Here is a 23,047-nt window from a genome sequence, read left to right as displayed (position 1 = left end):
TTCACTTTTGTTGCAGCCCGCTATTTTGCAGATGCATTTAAAGGTAACTTAAACCTGTGAATCACCCCACAAATCCAACCTCCTGCTACACTCCCGAAATAGACAAATTAGAGTCAGGGGACTTACACCCCATTTGTTGCACACCTGTGCCGGCGTGCAATGGCTGCAGACTTAAAACACTTAAAACTAAGCATAGGTTTTAGCCGTTTTTTGATAAACCTATGATCTTGTTCAACTCTATTATTCAAGTATTTGTTTTGAAATATTTGAATGGTATGATCTTGATCAAGTTCTGTATTGATCGTATCAAGGGCAGCTTTATTACTACCGCTTTTGTCAATTACTACTTTCTTAGGAATATTATTTTCTGTGATCGCCTTACGAAAAAAAGAAAAAGCTGCAGACTTGTCTCTATGCTCAGATAAAAAAAAGTTAACTGTATCACCATAACGATCTACTGCTCTATATAAATAGATCCACTTCCCGTTTAGTTTAACATAGGTTTCATCCATTCTCCAACTACCACCAACTGGTCGTTTTCTTTTGCTTACTGCTTCATCTATAAGAGGAACAAACTTAATAACCCATCTTTGTAGCGTAGAATGATCAACTCTTGCGCCTCTCATACGCATCATATCTTCCAAATCTCTATAGCTCAAGGAAAAACAATACTTCATCTAGACAAATAACAGGATGACTTCTGCTGAAGAACAATAGCCCTTAAAATAAGGTAATAATTTGGGCGAAATATTAAACATAATAACTACTTTTTTAACTGCAGATACTAAAATAATGATTTTTTAGAATAAACGCGACAAAACCGGAATTTGTATCACACTTTTTTCTTGATAAAAAAGTGTACAAAAAATCAAGCCCTCTGGAAAAAGTTGCTGAAAGCACTCCTTGCAGCTGGAAAATCAGAAGCCACCCCTCGGCCCCATTAAACTAATCTTCTAATCATCTTTAATGGTATATTTCCTACTGGCAACTTTTTAACGTGAGTTCGGGATTAGATTATTTTTTCATTTGATAATCAATATTAATAAAAATTTATAAAATTTGTTTTATAGATAGTTAAATAGGTAATTGAATAACAAATAATTCTGATAATCAGTTTATTATGTATATTATATTTATAAAATTAGATATAAAAACTTGTTAAATAGGTGCAAATATTAACTAAATAATTGATATTAAATTGTTGTAAATCAGTCAAATAAATCCCGAACTGACGTTTTTACAATGGGGCATTTTTTCTTGTTCCCAAGGCTAAATGGATAGGTTTTTTTCGTAGCACTACCACCTAGATGTATTAAGATAGTCATCCTGCACTACTTATTATTTTCCTGCAACAAAAGTTCTTTAATCTTCCCAACAAATAGAAAGTCTTGTAGTTCCTTTAGTCTAGTATATAAAATATCTTTAGAATTACCCTCCCATGATTTTTTACCCTGGTGTAAGAATAGAATAAAATCGCCCCAAGATAAAATCGTATTCATGTCATGGGTCACTATCACAGTGGTTGTTTTATAGGTATGGGTTACCTGTGCAATTAACTCATCTATTTTAAGTGATGTTTGAGGATCTAGACCTGAGTTAGGTTCGTCACAAAACAAATATTTAGGATAGTTCACGATAGCCCTAGCTATACCAGCACGCTTTTTCATACCACCACTCAACTCATTAGGCATCTTATGGTGTGCATCTGTAAGACCTACTTGTACCAAACACTCATGCACACGATCTTTCTTTTCTGATACACTCATAGTAGTGAGCACATCTAACGGAAAACGAACATTTTCCTCTATGTTTTTAGAATCAAATAAAGCCCCCCCCTGAAAGAGCATACCAATTTCCCGCCTTATTTCGGTTTGCAGCAACCTATCTCCATATACTAGATCACGCCCATCAAAAAGAGCAACGCCTTGGTCTGGTATTACTAATCCAAGTAAACATTTAATTAAAAGACTTTTCCCAGTTCCACTGGCCCCTATTACCAAACTTATTTGTCCAGCTTTAAATGTACCAGTGATCCCATTTAGAACCACTTTATTATTAAAAGTTTTGGAAATATTTTCGAAGGTAATCATAAAGGAGCGGTCAGTTTAGATACGATGACCAAGTAAAACATAAACTAAAAATAGATCTGCTACTAGAATAGCAATACAACTATTGGTAACGGCATTTGTACTGGACCTTCCTACATCTAATGACCCACCCCTTGTAAAAAACCCTTTGTAACAGGAAATAGAAGAGATAATAAAGCTATAAACCAATGATTTATAAAGTGCTACATGCACATCATATGCATCAAACGCATTTCTTAACCCATTTATATAGGCTTGAGGAGAGACTGACGTAAGCCATTTACAAGAGAGAAATCCACCATAAATAGAAAGAAACATAGCTACAATAACCAACAACGGATACATGCAAACGCTAGCAATAATTTTAGGTAAAACCAAATAGTTATTGGCATTTACACCCATAATCTCTAATGCATCTATTTGCTCACTAATGCGCATAGAACCCAACTCACTAGCCATACTAGAACCTATGTTGCCGGTAAAAACAATACCAATTACAGTTGGCGCTAATTCAGAAACCGTCATATTGCGTACCGCAACACCTATAAAATCTTTCGTTATAAGTGGATTTTTTAATTGAGATGCAAGCTGAATACAGGTAGCCCCCCCCATAAAAATAGAAATAATACAAACAATAAAAAGAGAGTCAACCCCCACTTGAATGCATTCTTTAGCAACCCGAGACAAAAACATGCGGTATGGAACAGGGTTTCCAAACATAGCACGTAAAAAAAGTAAATATGCTCCAAATGCTTTGATCATAGCTTATATTATAGAACCCAAAACAAGAAACGCGTGTATGCTTTGAGAAAATAACCAAAAAATAGATAGCAATCAAGTTATAACCCTCTATTAAGTTTTATAAATAGCATCTTTGACTTAGGCTATATCACCTTTATAGGATTGGTATGTATACCAACCATTTATGCGCAGAGGGTTTTTATCATTCTAAGCAGATATTCTAGTTTTATAATCAAACCGAATAAGTAAAAAAAAGATGAGTAGCATGAGTTCCAGTATCAAAGCGATCCATATACCACTGATGTTCCAGTTATATTTTATAACTAAAATATAGCACATACCTACTCCTATAAGTTGTGTGATCAGACTAAACAGGAATAAAAAGGCATTATCATTCAAACCACGTAATATACTATTTCCCCAATGGCCCATACTATAAAATAATTGAAAAAGAGATAGATATGTAATTAATAGCCTTACCACAGAACGTACAGCATCGACAGGTTTATAAACAGAAACCATATAAGGACCAATCGTGAGTAGCATCAGCCCAACTATTATGGAAACCATACCAATCATAAAACATGCGATAAACGCTACCTGCCTAACTAAGCAGCCATTTTTTGGATGATGTTGTTGGGTCACCTATATCGAACCAGAAAGCCCTAAACCAATAGCAAAAATGGTAATTAATTGGCAAATATTAAATAGAATAGCATGTGCGACTTGTGCTTCTATGTTGATCCAACGTACTATTATGGCAATAAAAAGCAGATAAGCGCCCTCTATTCCAAACTGGAGCCCGACTGGCCAAGTGATCCACAATATTTTTCTAAAATATCGCCACGATACTTGGCTCCCATTGAAATCCATTATATACTGACCTTGTGGTGATATATACATCAAATAGAGCGCACCTGCTACGGCCGTAAGTGTTTCTGAAAGCACAATGGAAATAGCCGCTCTATTCAACCCAAGCATTGGCAAACCACATGGCCCATACATCAATAAAAAATTAAATATTAAATTAGTAATCAGTGTAAAAAAAGTTAAAAGCAATGCAATGTTTCCATGAGCATGGCCCTCCAGATAGCTTTTGATCATATTATTAACCTGAGTTCAGGATTATATTATTTTTTCATTTGATAATCAATATTAATAAAAATTTATAAAATTTGTTTTATAGACAGTTAAATAGGTAGTTGAATAACAAATAATTCTGATAATCAGTTTATTATATATATTATATTTATAAAATTAGATATAAAAACTTGTTAAATAGGTGTAAATATTAACTAAATAATTGATATTAAATTGTTGTAAATCAGTCAAATAAATACCGAACTGAGGTTTATACAATAAAGTTTCCAGTGGCCTACTGGATTCATATCAGATCTCCCGGACTACGATGTGAAACATTCATAGCGTGCAACCCCTAACACCCCGGCACTTGTATGATGGTCATGGTCTATTTTTTCCATCCTACTATCAGCCTTCCTGTAGCCACTAGATAGTCGGCAAATGCGCTTAAACGGCTTAACGAGGCTAATTTAGGTTCACTTTTGTTGCAGCCCGCTATTTTGCAGATGCATTTAAAGGTAACTTAAACCTGTGAATCACCCCACAAATCCAACCTCCTGCTAGACTCCCGAAATAGACAAATTAGAGTCAGGGGACTTACACCCCATTTGTTGCACACCTGTGCCGGCGTGCAATGGCTGCAGACTTAAAACACTTAAAACTAAGCATAGGTTTTAGCCGTTTTTTGATAAACCTATGATCTTGTTCAACTCTATTATTCAAGTATTTGTTTTGAAATATTTGAATGGTATAATCTTGATCAAGTTCTGTATTGATCGTATCAAGGGCAGCTTTATTACTACCGCTTTTGTCAATTACTACTTTCTTAGGAATATTATTTTCTGTGATCGCCTTACGAAAAAAAGAAAAAGCTGCAGACTTGTCTCTATGCTCAGATAAAAAAAAGTTAACTGTATCACCATAACGATCTACTGCTCTATATAAATAGATCCACTTCCCGTTTAGTTTAACATAGGTTTCATCCATTCTCCAACTACCACCAACTGGTCGTTTTCTTTTGCTTACTGCTTCATCTATAAGAGGAACAAACTTAATAACCCATCTTTGTAGCGTAGAATGATCAACTCTTGCGCCTCTCATACGCATCATATCTTCCAAATCTCTATAGCTCAAGGAAAAACGACACTTCATCTAGACAAATAACAGGATGACTTCTGCTGAAGAACAATAGCCCTTAAAATAAGGTAATAATTTGGGCGAAATATTAAACATAATAACTACTTTTTTAACTGCAGATACTAAAATAATGATTTTTTAGAATAAACGCGACAAAACCGTCTGGTATGCCGGTCAGGGCTATTATTACGGAAGGTACCACAGCTGACTGTAGGGAAGCTGAAACCCTTATTGAAGGAATAAAGCCAAAGTATTTATTAGCAAACTGGGCCTATGATACTGAAAATGAATAATTTTAATATATTTGTGTGCTGAAATCATCAAAATTTATATAAATTTTTGTCCTTATTTTGAATTTACGTTCTTGCAATTTAGGCAACCTGTTAGCAGCATGTAAAACACTGGAATATATTAGAAATAGCTATTACCAACTCAACTAAAAAAATGCTTATGCCTTCGGATGAGCATTTTCAAATATATTTTTTAATCTTGTAACCTCAGTTCGGGATTAGACGTATTGTGAACCAGTCATATATATATTAGTTATAGAAGGTTTTTTCTCTTTTAGTGCATAAGCTGTAATTCCAGCTATCAAATTGACTAGAAAATTAGGTATGCTTCTATGCCTGGAATATTCTATCTGGCTAATATTTTTGAGCTGATCTATAATAGTTTCAATTATAGATCGTTTTCTAAGCATCAGTTTATCCCAAAGTGGCATAAAAGAATTTTTCATATTTTTTCTGATCTGGGTAATGAGTTCCACGCCTTTCTCGATCAGTTTTTCAAATAAATCTTTGCTTATGTAACCTTTATCGGCAAACATTTTACCCATGAAGTGTTTACATAAATTTTCTACAGGAAGCCTATCATTAGTTTTACCTGTGGTCAGTTGAAAATTCATAATTTCTCCTAAATCATTGACTATCAAGTGAAACTTTAATCCAAAAAACCAACCGATGCTGGTTCTACCTTTAGTAGCAATCGATTTAAAAACCCTGTGTGTATAGGCTCTTTTGATATGGCAAACCTTGATGGCTGTTGCATCCATAAAATAAAAACCTGTTTTTGTTTTAGCAAGACTTTGTGTAAAACAGTACAAACGTGAGTTCGGGATTAGCTTGTTAAAAAATAGCTTTAAAAAGCTCCTTTGTGTTTTAAATTTGGAGATAAAAAAATACTAACCAGATTATCCAAAGGAGCCAGTTATGAATGTAGAAATAATTAGTTGAAATATATTATGCTGTTGATGAATTTCTCATAAAGTTTATGCCGTATATGGAAAAAAAACTGTTAACCAACTCTAAAAGAAAACCCACTAGAACTTGTTCATTAACTTTGAGTGAAATAATGACTGTTCTTATTGCCTTTCATGTGATTGGTTTTAGAAATTTTAAGTCTTATTATATTCATTTACAGCAATTTCATTCTAGTAAATTTGGAAAGTTAGTAAGCTACAATAGATTTGTAGAACTGATCCAAAGAACGTTAGCTCCCTTGTAACGTGAGTTCGGGATTTATTTGACTGATTTACAACAATTTAATATCAATTATTTAGTTAATATTTGCACCTATTTAACAAGTTTTTATATCTAATTTTATAAATATAATATATATAATAAACTGATTATCAGAATTATTTGTTATTCAACTACCTATTTAACTGTCTAATAAAACAAATTTTATAAATTTTCATTGATATTGATTATCAAATGAAAAAATAATCTAATCCCGAACTCACGTATTTATGTATTTCCAATGAAACAATCCCAACAAAGCATCCGTAACAGACTAAAATACCTGACTTGTAGAAGAGCACCAATCAAACCTCAAGCATTCATCGAGCAAATAAAACTAGTAGTGTTAGGATGGGTTAACTATTTTAAACATACGAATGCGAGTGAAGCTTTTGTTAGATTGCAGGACTTTATTAATAACCGATTTCGCAGATACTTAACCCATAGAAGAAAAGGCCGTGGGTGTGGGTGGCAAAGCTATCCCAATAGCAAACTCTATACAATGGGGATGTTGTACATTGGTAGTGGAATGATTAAGTATCCTGAGAGAGTTGTGCAAGGTTTATGAAGAAGACTGTCAGACCGTCGTATTCGGGAAAACTGAACGTACGGTGGGATGAGAAGGGAATGGGTAAACAATGAAGAATCAAGTTAGTCAGTTACTGTATCGCGAGCAATCAGAAGCAATAGATATGCTTAATTTTAAGTGGTCCAACCATTTCTTTACTCTAGACCATTGCAGGGATAGAAAACATTCCTATGATTCAAAAAGGACAAGTAATCGGAGCTAAAAATCATCTTTCTACTTTTGAGAATTTTGTTATGCTAATGGCCGAATAATACCCAATATATATCCAAAGGAAGTGTTCTATAAACTGTGTCAAGGCGATAAAAAGTTATAAATTAATTAAATAAACATTAAAGGTTTTAGACATGGAAGAAAATAAGAACAATTCCTATGTTGGTTTAGTAGATTACAAATTTCTGGAGGAAAATATTTTGTGCTCTATCCGTTTAGGTAAGCCTTTAACAGGAAAAGGTGGTGCTTTAACGCCTCTGATAAAAAAGCTTCTAGAGGCAAGTCTAGAAGGTGAAATGGCACACCATTTATCTAGTGATTCAACAGAAAATAATAGAAGAAATGGCAAAAGCTCTAAAACTTTACGTACAAGTTCTGGTTCCTTTGATCTGCTAACTCCTAGGGATAGGACAGGTAGTTTCGATCCACAAATAGTTAAAAAGCGTCAAACAAGCCTACATCCTGAGCTGGAAAGCAAGATCTTAAGCATGTTTTCTAGTGGTATGAGCTATAAATCTATAGCCGTTCATGTTGAAGAGATCTATGATCATAAAGTATCAGCTGCTGAAATATCATCTATTACAGATAGCTTGTTACCGATAATAAATGAATGGCGTAACCGCCCTCTTCAATCAGTTTATCCGATAGTTTTCATGGATGGGATATTTTTTAAGGTAAAAGAAGATGGCAGATGTGTAAGCAAATGCATGTATACCTTATTAGGCATAGATCAAGAGGGTAAAAAAGAAGTATTGGGATTTTATTTGTCTGAAAGTGAGTGGGCTAACTTCTGGTTGGGTGTACTTAACGAACTTAAGGAAAGAGGTGTAGAAGATATCCTTATTGCCTGTGTTGATGGCCTAAAAAGCTTTCCTTCAGCCATAAATAGCGTTTTCCCTAATGCACAAGTGCAGGTCTGTGTAGTACATCAGATACGAAACTCACTCAAGTATGTAGCTAGCAAAGACGTAAAACGTTTTTTAACTGATTTAAAGCAAATATATCAAGCTTCAAGTAAGGAAGTTGCTGAGCATTATCTATTGGAATTAGAAGAAAAATGGGGGGGGGAAGTATCCAATAGTTACCAAATCTTGGCAAAATAATTGGGAACATTTGTCTGGTTATTTTAAGTATTCAGATTCTGTCAGAAGGCTAATTTATACCACCAATCCTATAGAAAGCTTGCATAGGCAGATTAGGAAGTTTACCAAGACAAAAGGAGCGTTTACCAGTATAAATGCTTTGTATAAATTAGTATATTGTGCCATAAAGAAGATCGAGGATAAATGGACTATGCCACTGCGAAACTGGGCGTTGACCATATCTCAGATAGACGTCTTTTTTCCCGGTAGATTAAAAGAGACGTTGAGATGAACAGGAGATGTGACACAGTTTATAGAACACTTCCAATATAGACGTGACAGAACCTCTTTAACTGTCTCTTTTCTTTTCATTGTTTTAAGTATTTTAGTTTATCTAAATATATAACCCGAAATATATTTACATACTTAAAACAAAAGACCCATATCAGGGGTTACTTTTAACTTACTAAGCTTATTAGGTCTTTGTGTTTTATCCTGTAGCCCTGCCAGACCGTCTTGTTTATACCTTTTTAACCAACGATAAAGAGTTTATCTAGGAATACCACAACGCCTAGCTAACTTACTTATAGAGACTAACGTTTCATAAGTTTGTACCCAAATCTTACGTGCATTAACCTTACGAGTTTTATTGTCCACTAGGCTATCATGTGAGACTATGGATAAGTTTAACAACTTACCCACAATCCCACATAATCTACTATATAATTTTATATTTTTTGTAGCGTTTCTGTTGAAAGTTCACACTTAATGCTTTCATTAACAGCTTGTGATCTATATTATCAAATAGTCCTTTTATGTCAAACTCAACAACCCAAGGATATTGCCTACTTCTTTTCCTTGTTACTTCTATAGCATCATGTGCACTTTTACCTGGCCTATATCCATAAGAATCTTTATGAAATATCTTTTCTAGATCAGGTTCTAGTATACTTTTTACTATAGTTTGCGCAATTCTATCAGTAACAGTAAGAACGCTTAATGTTCTTGTTCCTCCACTTTTCTTTGGAATTAAAACAGCTTTAACAGGTGGTGGAAAATAACTACCTGAAGACATTCTGTTCCAAACCTTATACAGATTATCCTTCAGATTAAGCTCAAATTGATCAATTGACTCTTGATCAATACCTGCTGACCCTCTGTTGGCTTTAACTTGTTTATATGCTTCCCACACCAACTTTTTAGAAATTGTAAATGGTTTTGTCATATCTATATATTCCTCCTATATTTTTTTAGTTGATATACATACGTAACTAGATAAGGTAGCCCCTTTGCTCCACAACTATTACAGTTGCTTCATCACTACTACGAACTATTCCGCCCCTTGATTGTGCTTCGATACTTTTGGCCTTGTAAGATTTATTACTTGTGCCTTTTCTCTTTAACATCACAAACGAAGGTTCCTGCAGTTCAATACTTAAGCCTAGATGAGCGTCACGCCTCTTTTATGCCGGATGCCACTTGGACAGTAATCAGGTGTCCTCCAAACTTATCCTAGTGTTGGTACTTAACCTGGTTTTGACATCACTTAAATCTATCGAAACATGTACGGTGGTTCACTTGTATGCGTCTCTCTCATCCTTACGTGATACATCTTGTGCATCTTTTCTTTAACGCTCACTACCACAGCTTTTTACTATAGCAGCTTACAGTCATTGGCAACCAGTGCCTGAACACAGATTGCGGAGGGCCTACCTCTATCTTAAGTACTGCTTTGCTGCAGCACACAATAGCCTGCATACACCAAATGTCAGCTTCAATAAAAGGCTAATCTACAGAAGGTAAGCAATAGATAGCCAATGCCAATATAAATAATCAATACCCACCAACTATATCCAACTTAGGATCAACCCAAGAATAATATTGGTAAATTTATATATTTTCTTATTAGTTTTAAACTAAATTGGCGTCTTATAAAGATTAAAGAGGTGTATTCCATTTTTAGATGAAGCTAGTGGCTACACGTTTATGAACGGGTATAAGCCATCCCGATGTATTATTGATTTTACTGATTACTGAATAATATTTAGACATGCAACCCTATATTTTTACCGAGATAGAAAAAAAATGGCAGAATAGATGGAAGGCACAAAAATCTATTATAGATAGTAGGTCCCTTACTACTAAAAATGTACCCAAGTATTATATACTGAATATGTTTCCTTACCCTTCAGCGGAAGGACTCCATGTAGGGCACTACGTGGGGTATGTCGCTTCAGATATATTATCTCGTTACTATAAGCATAGTGGATACCGTGTGATGAATCCAATGGGATTTGATGCTTTTGGTCTTCCTGCTGAGCAGCATGCTATTCAAACCGGCCAACATCCCGCCATTACCACTGCAAAAAATATAGAAAAATATATAGTACAACTTAAACAAGTTGCTTTAGACTTCGATTGGGATCGATCAATCAATACCAGTGAACCTGCCTATTATAAATGGACACAGTGGATATTTTTGCAAATGTTCAATGCTTGGTACAATACCGCTATACAAAAAGCAGCCCCTATTGATACCCTTATTCAGGAATTTACTTTCCACGGCAGTACCAAAGTGCAAGCTGCTTGTGACGACCATACGCCTATTTTTTCAGCTGAGGAATGGAATGCATTTACTGAAACAGAAAAACAAACCAAACTATTGCATTATCGATTAGCTTATCTTAAAGATAGCATGGTAAACTGGTGTGAAGCATTGGGTACTGTTTTGGCCAATGAGGAAGTTAAAGATGGTTTTTCTCAAAGAGGTGGTTATCCAGTCACACGTAAAAAAATGAAGCAATGGAGTTTACGTATGACTGCCTATGCAGAACGTCTGTTAACCGATCTAGAAGCCTTAGATTGGCCACTTTCTACTAAAGAGATGCAACGCAATTGGCTGGGCAAGTCTCAAGGCGCAGAAATTACCTTTAGGGTACAAGGCCAACGAGGAGAGACCATTACGGTTTTTACCACAAGACCAGAGACCATTTTTGGCGCTTGTTTTATTGCCTTAGCACCTGAGCATCCTTGGGCTAGTTTTATAGCACAACAAACAGGTGATGTAGAACTTATTGCTTATATTGAGCAAGCTAAAAATCGTTTAGAGAGAAGTCGTCTTGCAGAAACTACCTTTTTAAGCGGTGTATTTGTAGGTGCTTGTGTAATACATCCCTTTACAGGTTCCCCATTGCCTATCTGGGTGGCAGATTACGTATTACCCAGCTATGGTAGAGGTGTTATTATGGGTGTTCCTGCTCATGATAAACGAGATTATATCTTTGCACAATCTTTTGATTTGCTCATCTTGCCTGTAATAGAAAGTACGATCCTTATAAAAGATGGTCCATATGAAACACCTAAAGGTAGGATGATTAACTCTGACTTTCTAAATGGACTTTCTGTACCAGAAGCTGTTGAAAAAGTTATGCAACAACTTACGCAAAAAACGGTTGGGAGGTATAAGGTTAATTATAGATTACAAGATCCTATATTTAGTCGGCAACGTTATTGGGGAGAGCCTTTTCCAATATACTATAAGGAAGATGGCCTTCCTTATGCCCTTTCTGAGGACCAACTACCCCTTGTATTACCAGAAGTAAGTAGTTATCAACCAAACAAATCTGGTGCACCACCATTGGGTAATGCATCCAGTTGGTCTACCCCAGAGGGGTACCCTTTAGACCTTTATACTATGCCAGGTTGGGCAGGTTCTAGTTGGTATTTTTTGCGATACATGGATCCACATAATACAGAAGCGTTTCTGAGTAAGGAAAAAGAAGCTTATTGGAAAGGTGTAGATTTTTATATAGGTGGCGCAGAACATGCAACCGGACATCTCCTTTATGCATGCTTTTGGACCAAGCTATTGTATGATTTGGGTCACATTGATATAAGTGAGCCATTTCCAAAATTATTCCATCAAGGGCTTATTCAAAAACCTACGGCAATAGCATATCGTTTAAAAGATCAAAATATCTTTCTGAGTGCTGGTCTTATATCGGAATATGATGTCATTCCTATCTATATCCCTACTGCGTTTGTAGAAAAAGATATTTTAGACCTAAAAGCGTTAAAAAATTGGCGCCCTGAATTTGCGGATGCGCGCTTCCTGTTAGAAGGAGGTAAATATATATGTGGGAGTAAAATGGAAAAAATGTCTAAGTCCAAATACAATGTGGTGGACCCAGATAAGGTTATTGCTCAATATGGCGCTGATGCTTTACGTTTGTATTTGATGTTTTTAGGACCATTGGAACAATCTAAACCATGGGATTTGTCTGGTATAGAAGGGGTCTTTCGTTTTCTGAATAAGGTATGGCGTTTTGTACACCATGCAAAAGCTTCGTGGGCCACTACTGAGTTGCTTCCTCATCAGGAAATGCTTAAAGTAATCCATAAAACCATCAAAAAAGTAACAGAATCAATTCAAAAATGTTCTTTTAATACGGCTATAAGTAGTTTAATGATTGGTCTAAATAGGTTATCAACTTTTGAAAGGGTCACCCAATCTATTGTAGCAGATTTTATTTTGTTGTTGGAACCTTTTGCCCCTTACATGGCTGCTGAGCTATGGGAAAGTATAGACAAAACAGATAGTATTACAGAGGTGGCTTTTCCACTTTGGAATGAAGCATACTTAGAAGAGAAAAGTTTTGAATATCCTATTGCAGTAAATGGTAAGGTGCGTACTAAAATGGTTTTTGGCTGTAATGCATCCTCTATGGCTATAGAAAAAGCAGTATTGGCCAATGAAGTGATTCAAAAATGGGTTATAGGTAAATCACCTAAAAATGTGGTGATTGTTCTTAACAAAATGGTAAATGTAGTTGTATAATAGCATGAGTTTATGAAAAATACAAATTGGGTTGAAGCTGAAAAAATAACAGCCATGTATACATGGCGCAGGTGGGGAGCACAGGCATTCGATGGTTGCTTGTATATGCATATAATTTTACTTTTAGCATATTCACTAAAAAATATGCTAAAAGATATAGCATATCTATTGTTCAGTGATCTAGGTACCTATTGTAAGACTCAAGGTGTCTTATTTATTTTCCTAATCTTTTTCATATTTAGAGGCCGTTGCAATAGAGTTTTAAGCTTTGGTATAAAAAGTGACTTTTAGTGTTATACAATGGTTAAATTATGTTACTTCTTTAATCGTTTATACTTAAGTTTTTTAATAACGTGAGTTCGGGATTAGATTATTTTTTCATTTGATAATCAATATTAATAAAAATTTATAAAATTTGTTTTATAGACAGTTAAATAGGTAGTTTAATAAAAAATAATTCTGATAATCAGTTTATTATATATATTATATTTATAAAATTAGATATAAAAACTTGTTAAATAGGTGCAAATATTAACTAAATAATTGATATTAAATTGTTGTAAATCAGTAAAATAAATCCCGAACTTACGTTATAAGTAAAGCGAAGTCAATAGAGGTGATATCAGAAGTCTGCGGGGCTCATACTACCGTTAGTATTGATTGGGAAACCATTCAAGAGGAAAGGAGCTCTACTTCAGTTAACGAGTTTAAAAAGAGTTGAGACCGTTGTGATAGGTCGATAGTGTAATTTTGCTATTTGTAGGAAGTGTTCAATGAACTGTGTCACAGTACCGCTCTATCTCAACTCGAACTTTAACCTACCGGGAAAAAAGATGTCGAGCTGAGATATCGTTTTTATACAAGGAATTTATACTGGTAAATGCCCCCTTTGTCTTAGTAAATTGTCTAATCTGCCTGTGCAAGCTTTCTGTGGGATTGGTTGTATAAATTAGCCTTCTGACAGAACCTGAATACCTAAAATAAGCAGATAAATGGTCCCAATTATTTTGCCAAGATTTGGTAACCATCTGATACTTTTTTTCCTATTTTTCTTCCAGTTCCAATAGATAATGTTCAGCAACTTCCTTACTTGAGGCTTGATATATTTGCTTTAAATCAGTTAAAAAACGTTTTACATCTTTGCTAGCTACATATTTGAGTGTGTTGCGTATCTGATGTACTATACAGACCTGAACTTGTGTATTAGGAAAAACGGTATTTATGGATGAAGGGAAGCTTTTTAGGCCATCAACGCAGGCAATAAGGATATCTTCTACACCCCTTTCCTTAAGTTCGTTAAGTACACCTAGCCAGAAGTTAGCACCTTCACTTTCAGACAAATAGAAGCCTAATATTTCTTTTTTCCTCTCCTGATCTATGCCTAATAAGGTATATATGCATTTACTTACACATTTTCCATCTTCTTTCACCTTAAAAAACATGCCATCCATAAAAACTATTGGATAAACTGATTGAAGAGGACGGTTACGCCATTCATTTATTACCGGTAACAAGCTATCTGTAATAGCCGATATTTCAGCAGCTGGCACTTTATGATCATAAATTTCTTCAACATGAGACGCTATAGAATTATACCTCATACCACTAGAAAACATGCTTAAGATCTTGGTTTCCAGCTCAGGATGTAAACTTGTTTGACGCTTTTTAACTATTTGCAGATCGAAACTACCTGTCCTATCCCTAGGGGTTACTAAATCAAATGAACCAGAGCTTGTACGAAAAGTTTTAGAGCTTTTGCCATTTCTTCTATTATTTTCTCGTGAATCACTAGATAAATGGTGTGCCATTTCACCTTCTAGACTTGCCTCTAAAAGCTTTTTTATCAGAGGCGTTAAAGCACCACCTTTGCCTGTTAAAGGCTTACCTAAACGGATAGAGGATAAAATATTTGCCTCTAGAGATTTGTTAATCTACTAAGCCAACGTAGTCATTATGCATTGTTTCTTCTATGTCTAAAACCTTTATCTGTTAAGTATGCAAATTATAACTTTTTAAAGATTTGACACAGTTTAGTGAACACTTCCGAACCATCCCATAGAAAGCTTGCACAGGCAGATTAGACAATTTACTAAGACAAAGGGAGCATTTACCAGTATAAACCTTGTATAAAAACGATATCTCAGCTCGACATCTTTTTTCTCGGTAGGTTAAAGTTCGAGTTGAGATAGAGCGGTACTGTGACACAGTTCATTGAACACTTCCTGTGGCCTCCATTAAACTATTTTTTTGATCAGCTGCAAGGTGTTCTTTCTGATCGTATGATTCAAAAAGGACAAATAATCGGAGCTAAAAATCATCTTTCTACTTTTGAGCATTTTTCTATCTTAATGGCTGCATGATATTCAAAATTTCAGCTAAAGAGAAAAGCTATACAAAAAGAAAATATAGACGCGACAGAACCCTATCTATCTATCTATCTATCTATCTATCTATCTATCATATATGATCCTGTTCAGTATAATGCGTAGCCATACCTGAAATATCAGTAATATTCCTCCCTTTATTTTTTTTGATTTTTAACTAAAAATCCTTACTATACAACTTGTGTTGCTTGTGTATCTGTAAGTATTTTTTAACCTTTTTAACAGCATTCTTTATGATCTGCTTTAATGAGTCGCTATTTATAGTGTCTACTTTTTTGGTATTAACCTTGGTAGTGGGGATCTACTTTAGTAGAAAGGAAACCACCTTTCGGGAATATGCGGTGGGGAATAAGCAATTTGCTACCGCTACTTTGGTGGCTACCGTATTGGCTACTTTGTATAGTGGGGGGGGCTTAGTATTTAATGTACAACAAGTATATAACTTTGGCCTTTACTGGATCATCCTTATTGTGGGTGTGAATAGTTTCAGTATATGGCTCTTTAGTCGGTTGATGTTACGTATGGGGCCATTTATGCAAAACCTTTCTATTGCAGAAACGATGGGTAATGTCTATGGTAAGTACCCAAGGATTATTACAGCTTTGGTTGGTATTTGTAGATCTATTGTTGCAATTACTATGCAAATCATTGCAATGGCCCAGGCAGTTAGCATGTGTGTAGATCTAGATTTGTTTAATCCCCGAATTATTACCGTCTTTGCTGCCTTAATCCTTATTTTCTATTCTATGTTTGGCGGTGTTCGTGCAGTTACCTTTACAGATATCTTGCAGTTTGTGACCTTTACTATAATTATTCCATTTTTGGCTTGGTTTATGTTTAAAAAAACAGGTAAATCCATTGTAGAAGTGGTTTCTTTGCTACAAACGCAAGAAAAATTTCAGTTTAGTAGTCTGCTCCATTTTGATACTAAACTAGTGGGTATGGTTGCGATGGCTCTATGTATTATGGTTCCTGATCTGGGGGTACCTGCAGTTATGCAAAGAGTCTATATGTCTTCTGGGCCTACTCAAGCAAGAAGAATATTTTTGTATACCAGCCTTTTTAGTGTTGTGATAAGTAGTGTCATACTTTTGATTGGTCTATTTGTTTTTGCAGCTATACCAACACTACCAATCAAAGATATTTGGTATCATATAATGACTAATATTCCCCCTATTTTTAGGGGTATGGTTTGTACTAGTTTACTCGCCATGGCTATGTCTACAGCTGATTCTTATTTAAATTCTTGTGCTGTTATGGTTGGCCATGATATTTTGGAAAGTCTACCAAAGGAAAAAGAAATTGATGACGTGCGTCAACTTAAGATAGCTAGATGGACCACCTTAGTAGTGGGCCTACTTAGCATGTTTTTGACTTTTTATTGCAAGGATCTGCTGGATTTACTTATGTTGTCTTTTGCCTTTTCTCTTCCAGTAATTACTGCCCCGGCTTTATTAGCTATCTTTAGCTTTCGAGGAACTTCCCGTACGGCTTTAATTGGTATGGCTACAGGTGCGCTATCTATTTTAGCTTGGAATAAGTGGGTTAAGTCCACAATTGGTATAGATGGTGCTTTTATTTGTATGCTAGCCAATGCCCTAGCCATGATGGCTGCCCATTATCTACTGAAACACCCAGAAAGTGCAGGTTGGGTTGGTCCAGATTACCAGTTTAAACAAATCCAACAGGAAAACGCCCGCAAGCGCGCAGAACGAAAAGAGGCCATTAAAAATGCTTGGGTCAATAAAGCAACCACCTTGGCCAAGCTAAGACCCAGTGATGCTATCTTATGCTTAACGGGTCTCTATATAATCGCTACTGCTACTCTAGGTTATTGGTTTCTTAAGCAAGGCTGCTTGCACAAGGCTATATGCCAAGTGGTTGTAGGTTTTCTTTTTGCATCTTATGGCCTATTCACCCGCTATAAAACTTTCTTTAGCAAATCAATTCCAAGCTGGTTTATTGGCCTATGTTGGCTTATAGGGTTGGCCCTTTACTTTCCTATAGATCTGCTTTGGAACTGGTGGCATCTGGTGGATCCAATCTTTACCGCATCCTTATTTTTGACCCATTGTGCTATAATCTTATGGCTATTACCCCTCTATCTGGGCATAGGGGTTGTAGCAGTTACTTCATTAGTAGCCATTTATCCTATTGCTGCTGGATTGTCTTTCCCACTATTATCTTCCCTATTTCCGCTATTTATAGCGAGCCTATTGCTATTTACTGTTATTATCTGTTTTAAAGTCAAAGTAGGTGACCTTACTGGACAAATTCTTTACCTAAAAGACCACGAAAAGATCAGGGAAAACCAAAATCTAAAAGCCTCCCTCTATGAAGCGGCTCTAGTTTCCTCTAATAGGGGTACTTTTCCTAAACCTAGGGGTTATGGATTTGTTTTAACACAAGTAGTGCGTAAAATTGAAGAATCTATCTCCTTTTTAGATAGCAATATGACTCTTTATAAGCAAGATTTCCAGAGCATTATCAATAAGTTTTATGATTGGGTGATCTATTTCAATAAAAAGGAAAGGGCCAAGGAACATGCACTACTGCAGCCTACTAAAATTACTTTAGATAAGCTGATCCGTAAGGTGGAAGTAGCGTTATCCCAAGAGATCGATGAGCCGCCTAGACTTCTGGTAGAAAAAATAAACGATCCTAATAAAGGACCATGCCCTTATATTGTATGCGATATCCACCAAGTAGTCTACTCATTGGTGCAGAGTGTTTTGCGGGTTGGTAAGCCAGAGGGATCCTATGCACCAGTTGTGCGCATACAACTGCACCCCACTGTTTTACAATTTAAGCAAACAGATCCTTTTGACGGTAGCGATCCTGTATGCCTGATTTTCCAAGCTACTGCCCTGGTAATAAGCCAAGCTACTACTCCTGCTGATTTGCTTCCAAAAGTAAAAGCGTCTTACGCTGATGTAATAAATTTTACAACCTCTCAAGAGCGAAAAGAAGCCCCACCATCTATAGATCTCCAACAGCAAACCATATCCAATGTTATTGGGGCTCACTATGGCTGTTTAGAAGATGCTAGTGACCAAAAGCAACCCACTATGCTACTGGTGCTGCCTAATGATGTTACTGAGATTCTCGGTAAGATAACTACCACACTACCCATAGATGCCTTAACCTTAGAAACCCCTGTTACGCCTAAAGAGCAAGCCGATTCGATGATGGTATTAATGCAATTTCATGACTATGTCTCCAAATCTTCTCTTCAAGAAGATCCTATTGATATGAAAACGATTTCAGGTTTGCTTTTATTGCTGCGGAAGCACTTTGGCTTTAAGCGGCATGAATCGGGTCAATTATTTTACGTTCGGGCAGTAGGTATTGCAACATTAGTAGTAGAATGGGTGTTTCATTCCCCTAAAGTGATCTATGCTGCTTTACTCTATGGATTGGTGCGCCGTACTTGTTTGCCCCTTTCTTATATTAAGGAACATTATAACTTTGGTGTATATGCCTTTGTATTGAATGTAGTAGGTATAGATAAGCGGCAAGCGTTAGACCATCCTTCGTTGCTGCATGTGAAGAATCGATTGAAAGAAGCGATTAAGGAAGAGCATGTACAGCTTTCTGTGCTCTTTATCAAACTGGCCGAACGGCTCTATGACCTATGTCATGCAGCAGGTTATATCCAACTAACAGAAGTGCAACATATGGCGCAAGAAACTTTGGCCATAGATGTGCAGATAGCCAACACATACTTAGGTCCAGAGATAGGAGTAGTATTAGAAGAAGCAGCTAAACAGGCACTAGAGGTGTGTAAAAGTAAGGAAGAAGAAAGAGAAAAAGAGAAAAACAAGGATAAAGACCAAGATAGTTAATGCGTTGCTTGGGTAATTCTTCTGGATACCAAATAAGGCCATTACAGTATAATATTCAAAAGTCTTTCTTATATAGGGGTCAACTTTAATATGGGTTATTGTGTCTCCAGAGAGACTAGTATTTTCCAGTAAGTGGAAGTCCTACTAGGCTGAAAGTTAGAATATACTGGACTGAAAAAATCGGACAAAAATATTTTAATTTATTTTCCATATCGTTTAGTTTTAGAGTCATACAATAAATTAATCAGATGGGTAGGAATAAGATTAGGCATTTTAATTCGGAAGAAAAAACTAAGATAGTATTAACGTGTGTTCGGGATTTATTTGACTGATTTACAACAATTTAATATCAATTATTTAGTTAATATTTGCACCTATTTAATAAGTTTTTATATCCAATTTTATAAATATAATATATATATTAAACTGATTATCAGAATTATTTGTTATTCAACTACCTATTTAACTGTCTATAAAACAAGTTTTATAAATTTTTATTGATATTGATTATCAAATGAAAAAATAATCTAATCCCGAACTCACGTTATTAGCTTTACTAAAAGAAGATTTAACGCTAGTTGAGCTGTCTTCCAAATATGGCGTCACTAGTAAAACCCTTCAAAATTGGAAGCGTCAATTTTTAGAGAATGCCTGCATAGCCTTTGATCCATCCAAGGTTGTTAGTGTGTATAAAGAGGAAATTAGCACACTTAAGCATCAAAACGATGCACTTGCGAAGGCTTTAGGAAAGGCTATCGTTGGGCGAGATTGGGCAGTGGGCAAGCTAAAGAGCTTGGATTTACCAAATAAGCAAAGTCTTGTCAGATCCAAGCTTCCCAACTTATCCAAGGCAAGACAATGTGCATTATTATCGATACATCGCTCTTTGATATATTACAAAGCTAGGGAATTAAATGGTTGTAATACAGCTGTTTTAAACAAAATAGATTCAATCTACAGGGAATATCCGGAATATAGTTATCGCTATATATACAATCAGCTACAAGAGGATGGCTTTAATGTAGGCAGAGATCGTGTGCTTAAGTATATGGGTGTACTGAACATATGGGCTGTTTATCCACGTAAGAAGCCCTCTATTTCTTGTAGAGATGCTCAGCATAAGGTATATAGTTACTTGTTGGATAAATATTGGGCCAACTCTGGTACAACAAAGCAGGTGCATGTACCTAAACCGAATCAAGTTTGGAGTGGGGATGTTACTTAGTCGACCCTGAAGTATTATTATAAGTTCTGAATTATATTATTTTTTATATTGATAATCAGTATAAATAAAAATTTATTTTACATAACTCATCTTATATATAATTAAATAAAATAACTGAACAACAAGTTATTTTGATTATCAATATATTATATATGATCTATAGATAAAATACTTATTTAGTAGATATAGATATTAACGAATTAAGTAATACTAAACATTTGTAAATCAAGCAAATAAATCTACAACTCAGGTTACTACAAATATTATATATCTGCTTAAATTTGATCCTTGTTTTGCAAGATTTTTATATAAAACAACTCAAAAAGTGGTTATTTTTTAATATAAATTTAACAGGTTTTTAATATTTTTTATTTTGATTAACAAGTAGATAAATAATACTTCAGGGTCGACTACTTATATTCGCACCAGTAGTGGGTTTATCTACCTCTCAGCTATTATAGATTGGCACAGTAAAGCCATATTGAGTTATAAGGTATCCAATACTATGGATACAACGCTTGTAACAGATACCTTGCAAGAGGCACTGAGTAAATATCCTCCACCAGAATGCTTTAATAGTGATCAGGCTCTGTCCACTTAAGTGTGTAAATTATTTTTTTGGTTTTATTCAATTCTGTTTTCAAATTTAATTAAAAAATGTGCCATAGTCTCGCTCCAGTTATGAATAGAGGTGGTCCATTTTCTAGTCATGTAGTTAATAGTTAGATATAATGTTTTAAAAACAGCTAGATCGTTAGGGAACACTTTTTTATTTTTGGTAACTCTACGAAATTGGCTATTTACAGATTCCAAACATTTGTTATGTAAATGACCTTACGTATGGCATTAGGGTACTGTAAAAATACCATCAGATTATCCCAGTTAGCATACCAAGATTGGGCTATTTGTGGGTATTGTTGATTTCACTTAGTAGCAAAAGCTTCTAAGGCCATCAATGCTTCTTGCTCGGTAACTGCTGTATAAATTGGTTTTAAATCAGCAACTAATACTTTTCTATGTTTATAAGAGACATACTGCAAACTACCCCTAATTGCACGAACAATACAGAGCTAATGTTCCGTTTTTGGGTATACAGCAGCAATGGCCTCAGACATGCCTGACAAATTATCTGTACATTCAATGAGCATATTGTTCATACCCCGATTTTTGAGTTCTGTTAAATTGCCTAACCAAAATTTAGCCCTTCATTTTCACTCATCCAAAGCCCTAAAACATCCTTTATACCTCAGTTCGGGATTAGACATATTGTGAACCAGTCATATACATATTAGTTATAGAAGGTTTTTTCTCTTTTAGTGCATAAGCTGTAATTCCAGCTATCAAATTGACTAGAAAATTAGGTATGCTTCTATGCCTGGAATGTTCTATCTGGCTAATATTTTTGAGATGATCTATAATAGTTTCAATTATAGATCGTTTTCTAAGCATCAGTTTATCCCAGAGTGGCATAAAAGCATTTTTCATATTTTTTCTGATCTGGGTAATGAGTTCCACGCCTTTCTCGATCAGTTTTTCAAATAAATCTTTGCTTATGTAACCTTTATCGGCAAACATTTTACCCATCAAGTGTTTACACAAATTTTCTACAGGAAGCCTATCATTAGTTTTACCTGTGGTCAGTTGAAAATTCATAATTTCTCCTAAATCATTGATTATCAAGTGCAACTTTAATCCAAAAAACTAACCGGTGCTGGTTTTACCTTTAGTAGCAATCGATTTAAAAACCCTGTGCGTATAGGCTCTTTTGATATGGCAAACCTTGATGGCTGTTGCATCCATAAAATAACAACCTGTTTTTGTCTTAGCAAGACTTTGTGTAAAACAGTACAAGGGAACTAACGTTCTTTGGATCAGTTCTATAAATCTATTCTAGCTTACTAACTTTCCAAATTCACTAGAATGAAATTTCTGTAAATGAATATAATAAGACTTAAAATTTCTAAAACCAATCACATGAAAGGCAATAAGAACAGTCATTATTTCACTCAAAGTTAATGAACAAGTTCTAGTGGGTTTTCTTTTAGAGTTGGTTAACAGTTGTTTTTCCATATATGGCATAAACTTTATGAGAAATTCATCAACAGCATAATATATTTCAACTAATTTTTCTACATTCATAACTGGCTCCTTTGGATAATCTGGTTAGTATTTTTTTATCTCCAAATTTAAAACACAAAGGAGCTTTTTAAAGCTATTTTTTAACAAGCTAATCCCGAACTCAGGTTAGTATTAACTATCAAAAACCTATGAACGTCTATCTTAACCATGTAAAATTGGTAGACTAGCAGATGG

General features: G+C 35.2%; 10 protein-coding genes and 13 pseudogenes. 11 read left to right on the top strand and 12 right to left on the bottom strand.

Annotation, left to right across the window (positions count from 1 at the left end):
* Positions 1-158 precede the first annotated feature (158 nt).
* The 6 genes and pseudogenes from NBW36_RS05595 to NBW36_RS02960 all read right to left on the bottom strand — a co-directional run.
* Positions 159-758, bottom strand: a pseudogene (locus NBW36_RS05595) (IS6 family transposase); the annotation flags it as partial.
* 573 nt (positions 759-1,331) lie between these two features.
* Positions 1,332-2,090, bottom strand: a complete 759-nt coding sequence (locus tag NBW36_RS02980; RefSeq protein WP_250237639.1) for an ABC transporter ATP-binding protein — start codon at positions 2,088-2,090, stop codon at positions 1,332-1,334.
* Between the two features lie 15 nt (positions 2,091-2,105).
* Positions 2,106-2,849 carry an MlaE family ABC transporter permease gene (locus NBW36_RS02975; protein WP_250237636.1) on the bottom strand — a complete coding sequence of 248 codons (744 nt, stop codon included), beginning with the start codon at positions 2,847-2,849 and terminating at the stop codon, positions 2,106-2,108.
* A 186-nt stretch (positions 2,850-3,035) separates the two neighbouring features.
* Positions 3,036-3,473 carry an MATE family efflux transporter gene (locus tag NBW36_RS02970; protein WP_250237634.1) on the bottom strand — a complete coding sequence of 146 codons (438 nt, stop codon included), beginning with the start codon at positions 3,471-3,473 and terminating at the stop codon, positions 3,036-3,038.
* On the bottom strand, positions 3,474-3,815 hold the full coding sequence (locus NBW36_RS02965) for an MATE family efflux transporter (RefSeq protein WP_250237632.1): 342 nt from the start codon (positions 3,813-3,815) through the stop codon (positions 3,474-3,476).
* Between the two features lie 726 nt (positions 3,816-4,541).
* Positions 4,542-5,141, bottom strand: a pseudogene (locus NBW36_RS02960) (IS6 family transposase); the annotation flags it as partial.
* Positions 5,142-5,194: 53 nt separating this feature from the next.
* On the opposite strand from NBW36_RS02960, the pseudogene NBW36_RS02955 reads away from it, so the two are divergent.
* Positions 5,195-5,329, top strand: a pseudogene (locus tag NBW36_RS02955) (IS5/IS1182 family transposase); the annotation flags it as partial.
* 224 nt (positions 5,330-5,553) lie between these two features.
* On the opposite strand, the pseudogene NBW36_RS02950 reads toward NBW36_RS02955, so the two are convergent.
* A pseudogene (locus NBW36_RS02950) lies at positions 5,554-6,144 on the bottom strand (IS982 family transposase); the annotation flags it as partial.
* Positions 6,145-6,314: 170 nt separating this feature from the next.
* Between NBW36_RS02950 and NBW36_RS02945 the strand changes: the two are divergent.
* From NBW36_RS02945 to NBW36_RS02930, 4 genes and pseudogenes are all read left to right on the top strand, one after another.
* Positions 6,315-6,542, top strand: a pseudogene (locus NBW36_RS02945) (IS982 family transposase); the annotation flags it as partial.
* Positions 6,543-6,803: 261 nt separating this feature from the next.
* The gene (locus tag NBW36_RS02940) at positions 6,804-7,130 is read left to right on the top strand and encodes a group II intron maturase-specific domain-containing protein (protein ID WP_250237623.1); all 327 of its coding nucleotides are present in this window, start codon (positions 6,804-6,806) and stop codon (positions 7,128-7,130) included.
* 164 nt (positions 7,131-7,294) lie between these two features.
* Positions 7,295-7,402, top strand: a pseudogene (locus NBW36_RS02935) (IS6 family transposase); the annotation flags it as partial.
* A gap of 93 nt (positions 7,403-7,495) precedes the next feature.
* Positions 7,496-8,735: pseudogene (locus NBW36_RS02930) on the top strand (IS256 family transposase).
* Positions 8,736-8,869: 134 nt separating this feature from the next.
* On the opposite strand, the pseudogene NBW36_RS05590 reads toward NBW36_RS02930, so the two are convergent.
* A pseudogene (locus NBW36_RS05590) lies at positions 8,870-8,986 on the bottom strand (helix-turn-helix domain-containing protein); the annotation flags it as partial.
* A 175-nt stretch (positions 8,987-9,161) separates the two neighbouring features.
* Complete coding sequence (locus NBW36_RS02925) at positions 9,162-9,668, bottom strand: reverse transcriptase domain-containing protein (protein WP_250237621.1); 507 nt, start codon at positions 9,666-9,668, stop codon at positions 9,162-9,164.
* A gap of 825 nt (positions 9,669-10,493) precedes the next feature.
* On the opposite strand from NBW36_RS02925, the gene leuS reads away from it, so the two are divergent.
* Positions 10,494-13,280, top strand: coding sequence for a leucine--tRNA ligase (gene leuS / locus NBW36_RS02920; RefSeq protein ID WP_250237619.1), 2,787 nt, complete (start codon positions 10,494-10,496; stop codon positions 13,278-13,280).
* 796 nt (positions 13,281-14,076) lie between these two features.
* On the opposite strand, the pseudogene NBW36_RS02915 reads toward leuS, so the two are convergent.
* Positions 14,077-15,239: pseudogene (locus NBW36_RS02915) on the bottom strand (IS256 family transposase).
* Positions 15,240-15,329: 90 nt separating this feature from the next.
* Between NBW36_RS02915 and NBW36_RS02910 the strand changes: the two are divergent.
* The 5 genes and pseudogenes from NBW36_RS02910 to NBW36_RS02890 form a co-directional block, all read left to right on the top strand.
* A pseudogene (locus tag NBW36_RS02910) lies at positions 15,330-15,469 on the top strand (IS256 family transposase); the annotation flags it as partial.
* Positions 15,470-15,478: 9 nt separating this feature from the next.
* The gene (locus tag NBW36_RS02905; RefSeq protein WP_250237617.1) at positions 15,479-15,640 is read left to right on the top strand and encodes a hypothetical protein; all 162 of its coding nucleotides are present in this window, start codon (positions 15,479-15,481) and stop codon (positions 15,638-15,640) included.
* Positions 15,641-15,897: 257 nt separating this feature from the next.
* Positions 15,898-19,509: a sodium:solute symporter family transporter gene (locus NBW36_RS02900; RefSeq protein ID WP_250237615.1), complete on the top strand. Its 3,612-nt coding sequence runs from the start codon at positions 15,898-15,900 to the stop codon at positions 19,507-19,509.
* Between the two features lie 685 nt (positions 19,510-20,194).
* Positions 20,195-20,734 carry an IS3 family transposase gene (locus NBW36_RS02895; RefSeq protein WP_250237613.1) on the top strand — a complete coding sequence of 180 codons (540 nt, stop codon included), beginning with the start codon at positions 20,195-20,197 and terminating at the stop codon, positions 20,732-20,734.
* A gap of 400 nt (positions 20,735-21,134) precedes the next feature.
* A pseudogene (locus tag NBW36_RS02890) lies at positions 21,135-21,320 on the top strand (DDE-type integrase/transposase/recombinase); the annotation flags it as partial.
* Positions 21,321-21,358: 38 nt separating this feature from the next.
* Here NBW36_RS02890 and NBW36_RS02885 read toward each other — a convergent pair.
* Together NBW36_RS02885 and NBW36_RS02880 are read right to left on the bottom strand one after the other, a co-directional pair.
* A pseudogene (locus NBW36_RS02885) lies at positions 21,359-21,882 on the bottom strand (IS256 family transposase).
* A 109-nt stretch (positions 21,883-21,991) separates the two neighbouring features.
* Positions 21,992-22,873: pseudogene (locus NBW36_RS02880) on the bottom strand (IS982 family transposase).
* Between the last annotated feature and the right edge of the window lie 174 nt (positions 22,874-23,047).

It is taken from the genome of Cardinium endosymbiont of Oedothorax gibbosus, assembly GCF_936981045.1.
GTDB lineage: Bacteria > Bacteroidota > Bacteroidia > Cytophagales > Amoebophilaceae > Cardinium.
The sequence above is the reverse complement of the archived record's forward strand: the minus strand, read 5'-3'. Positions and strand labels throughout refer to the sequence as shown.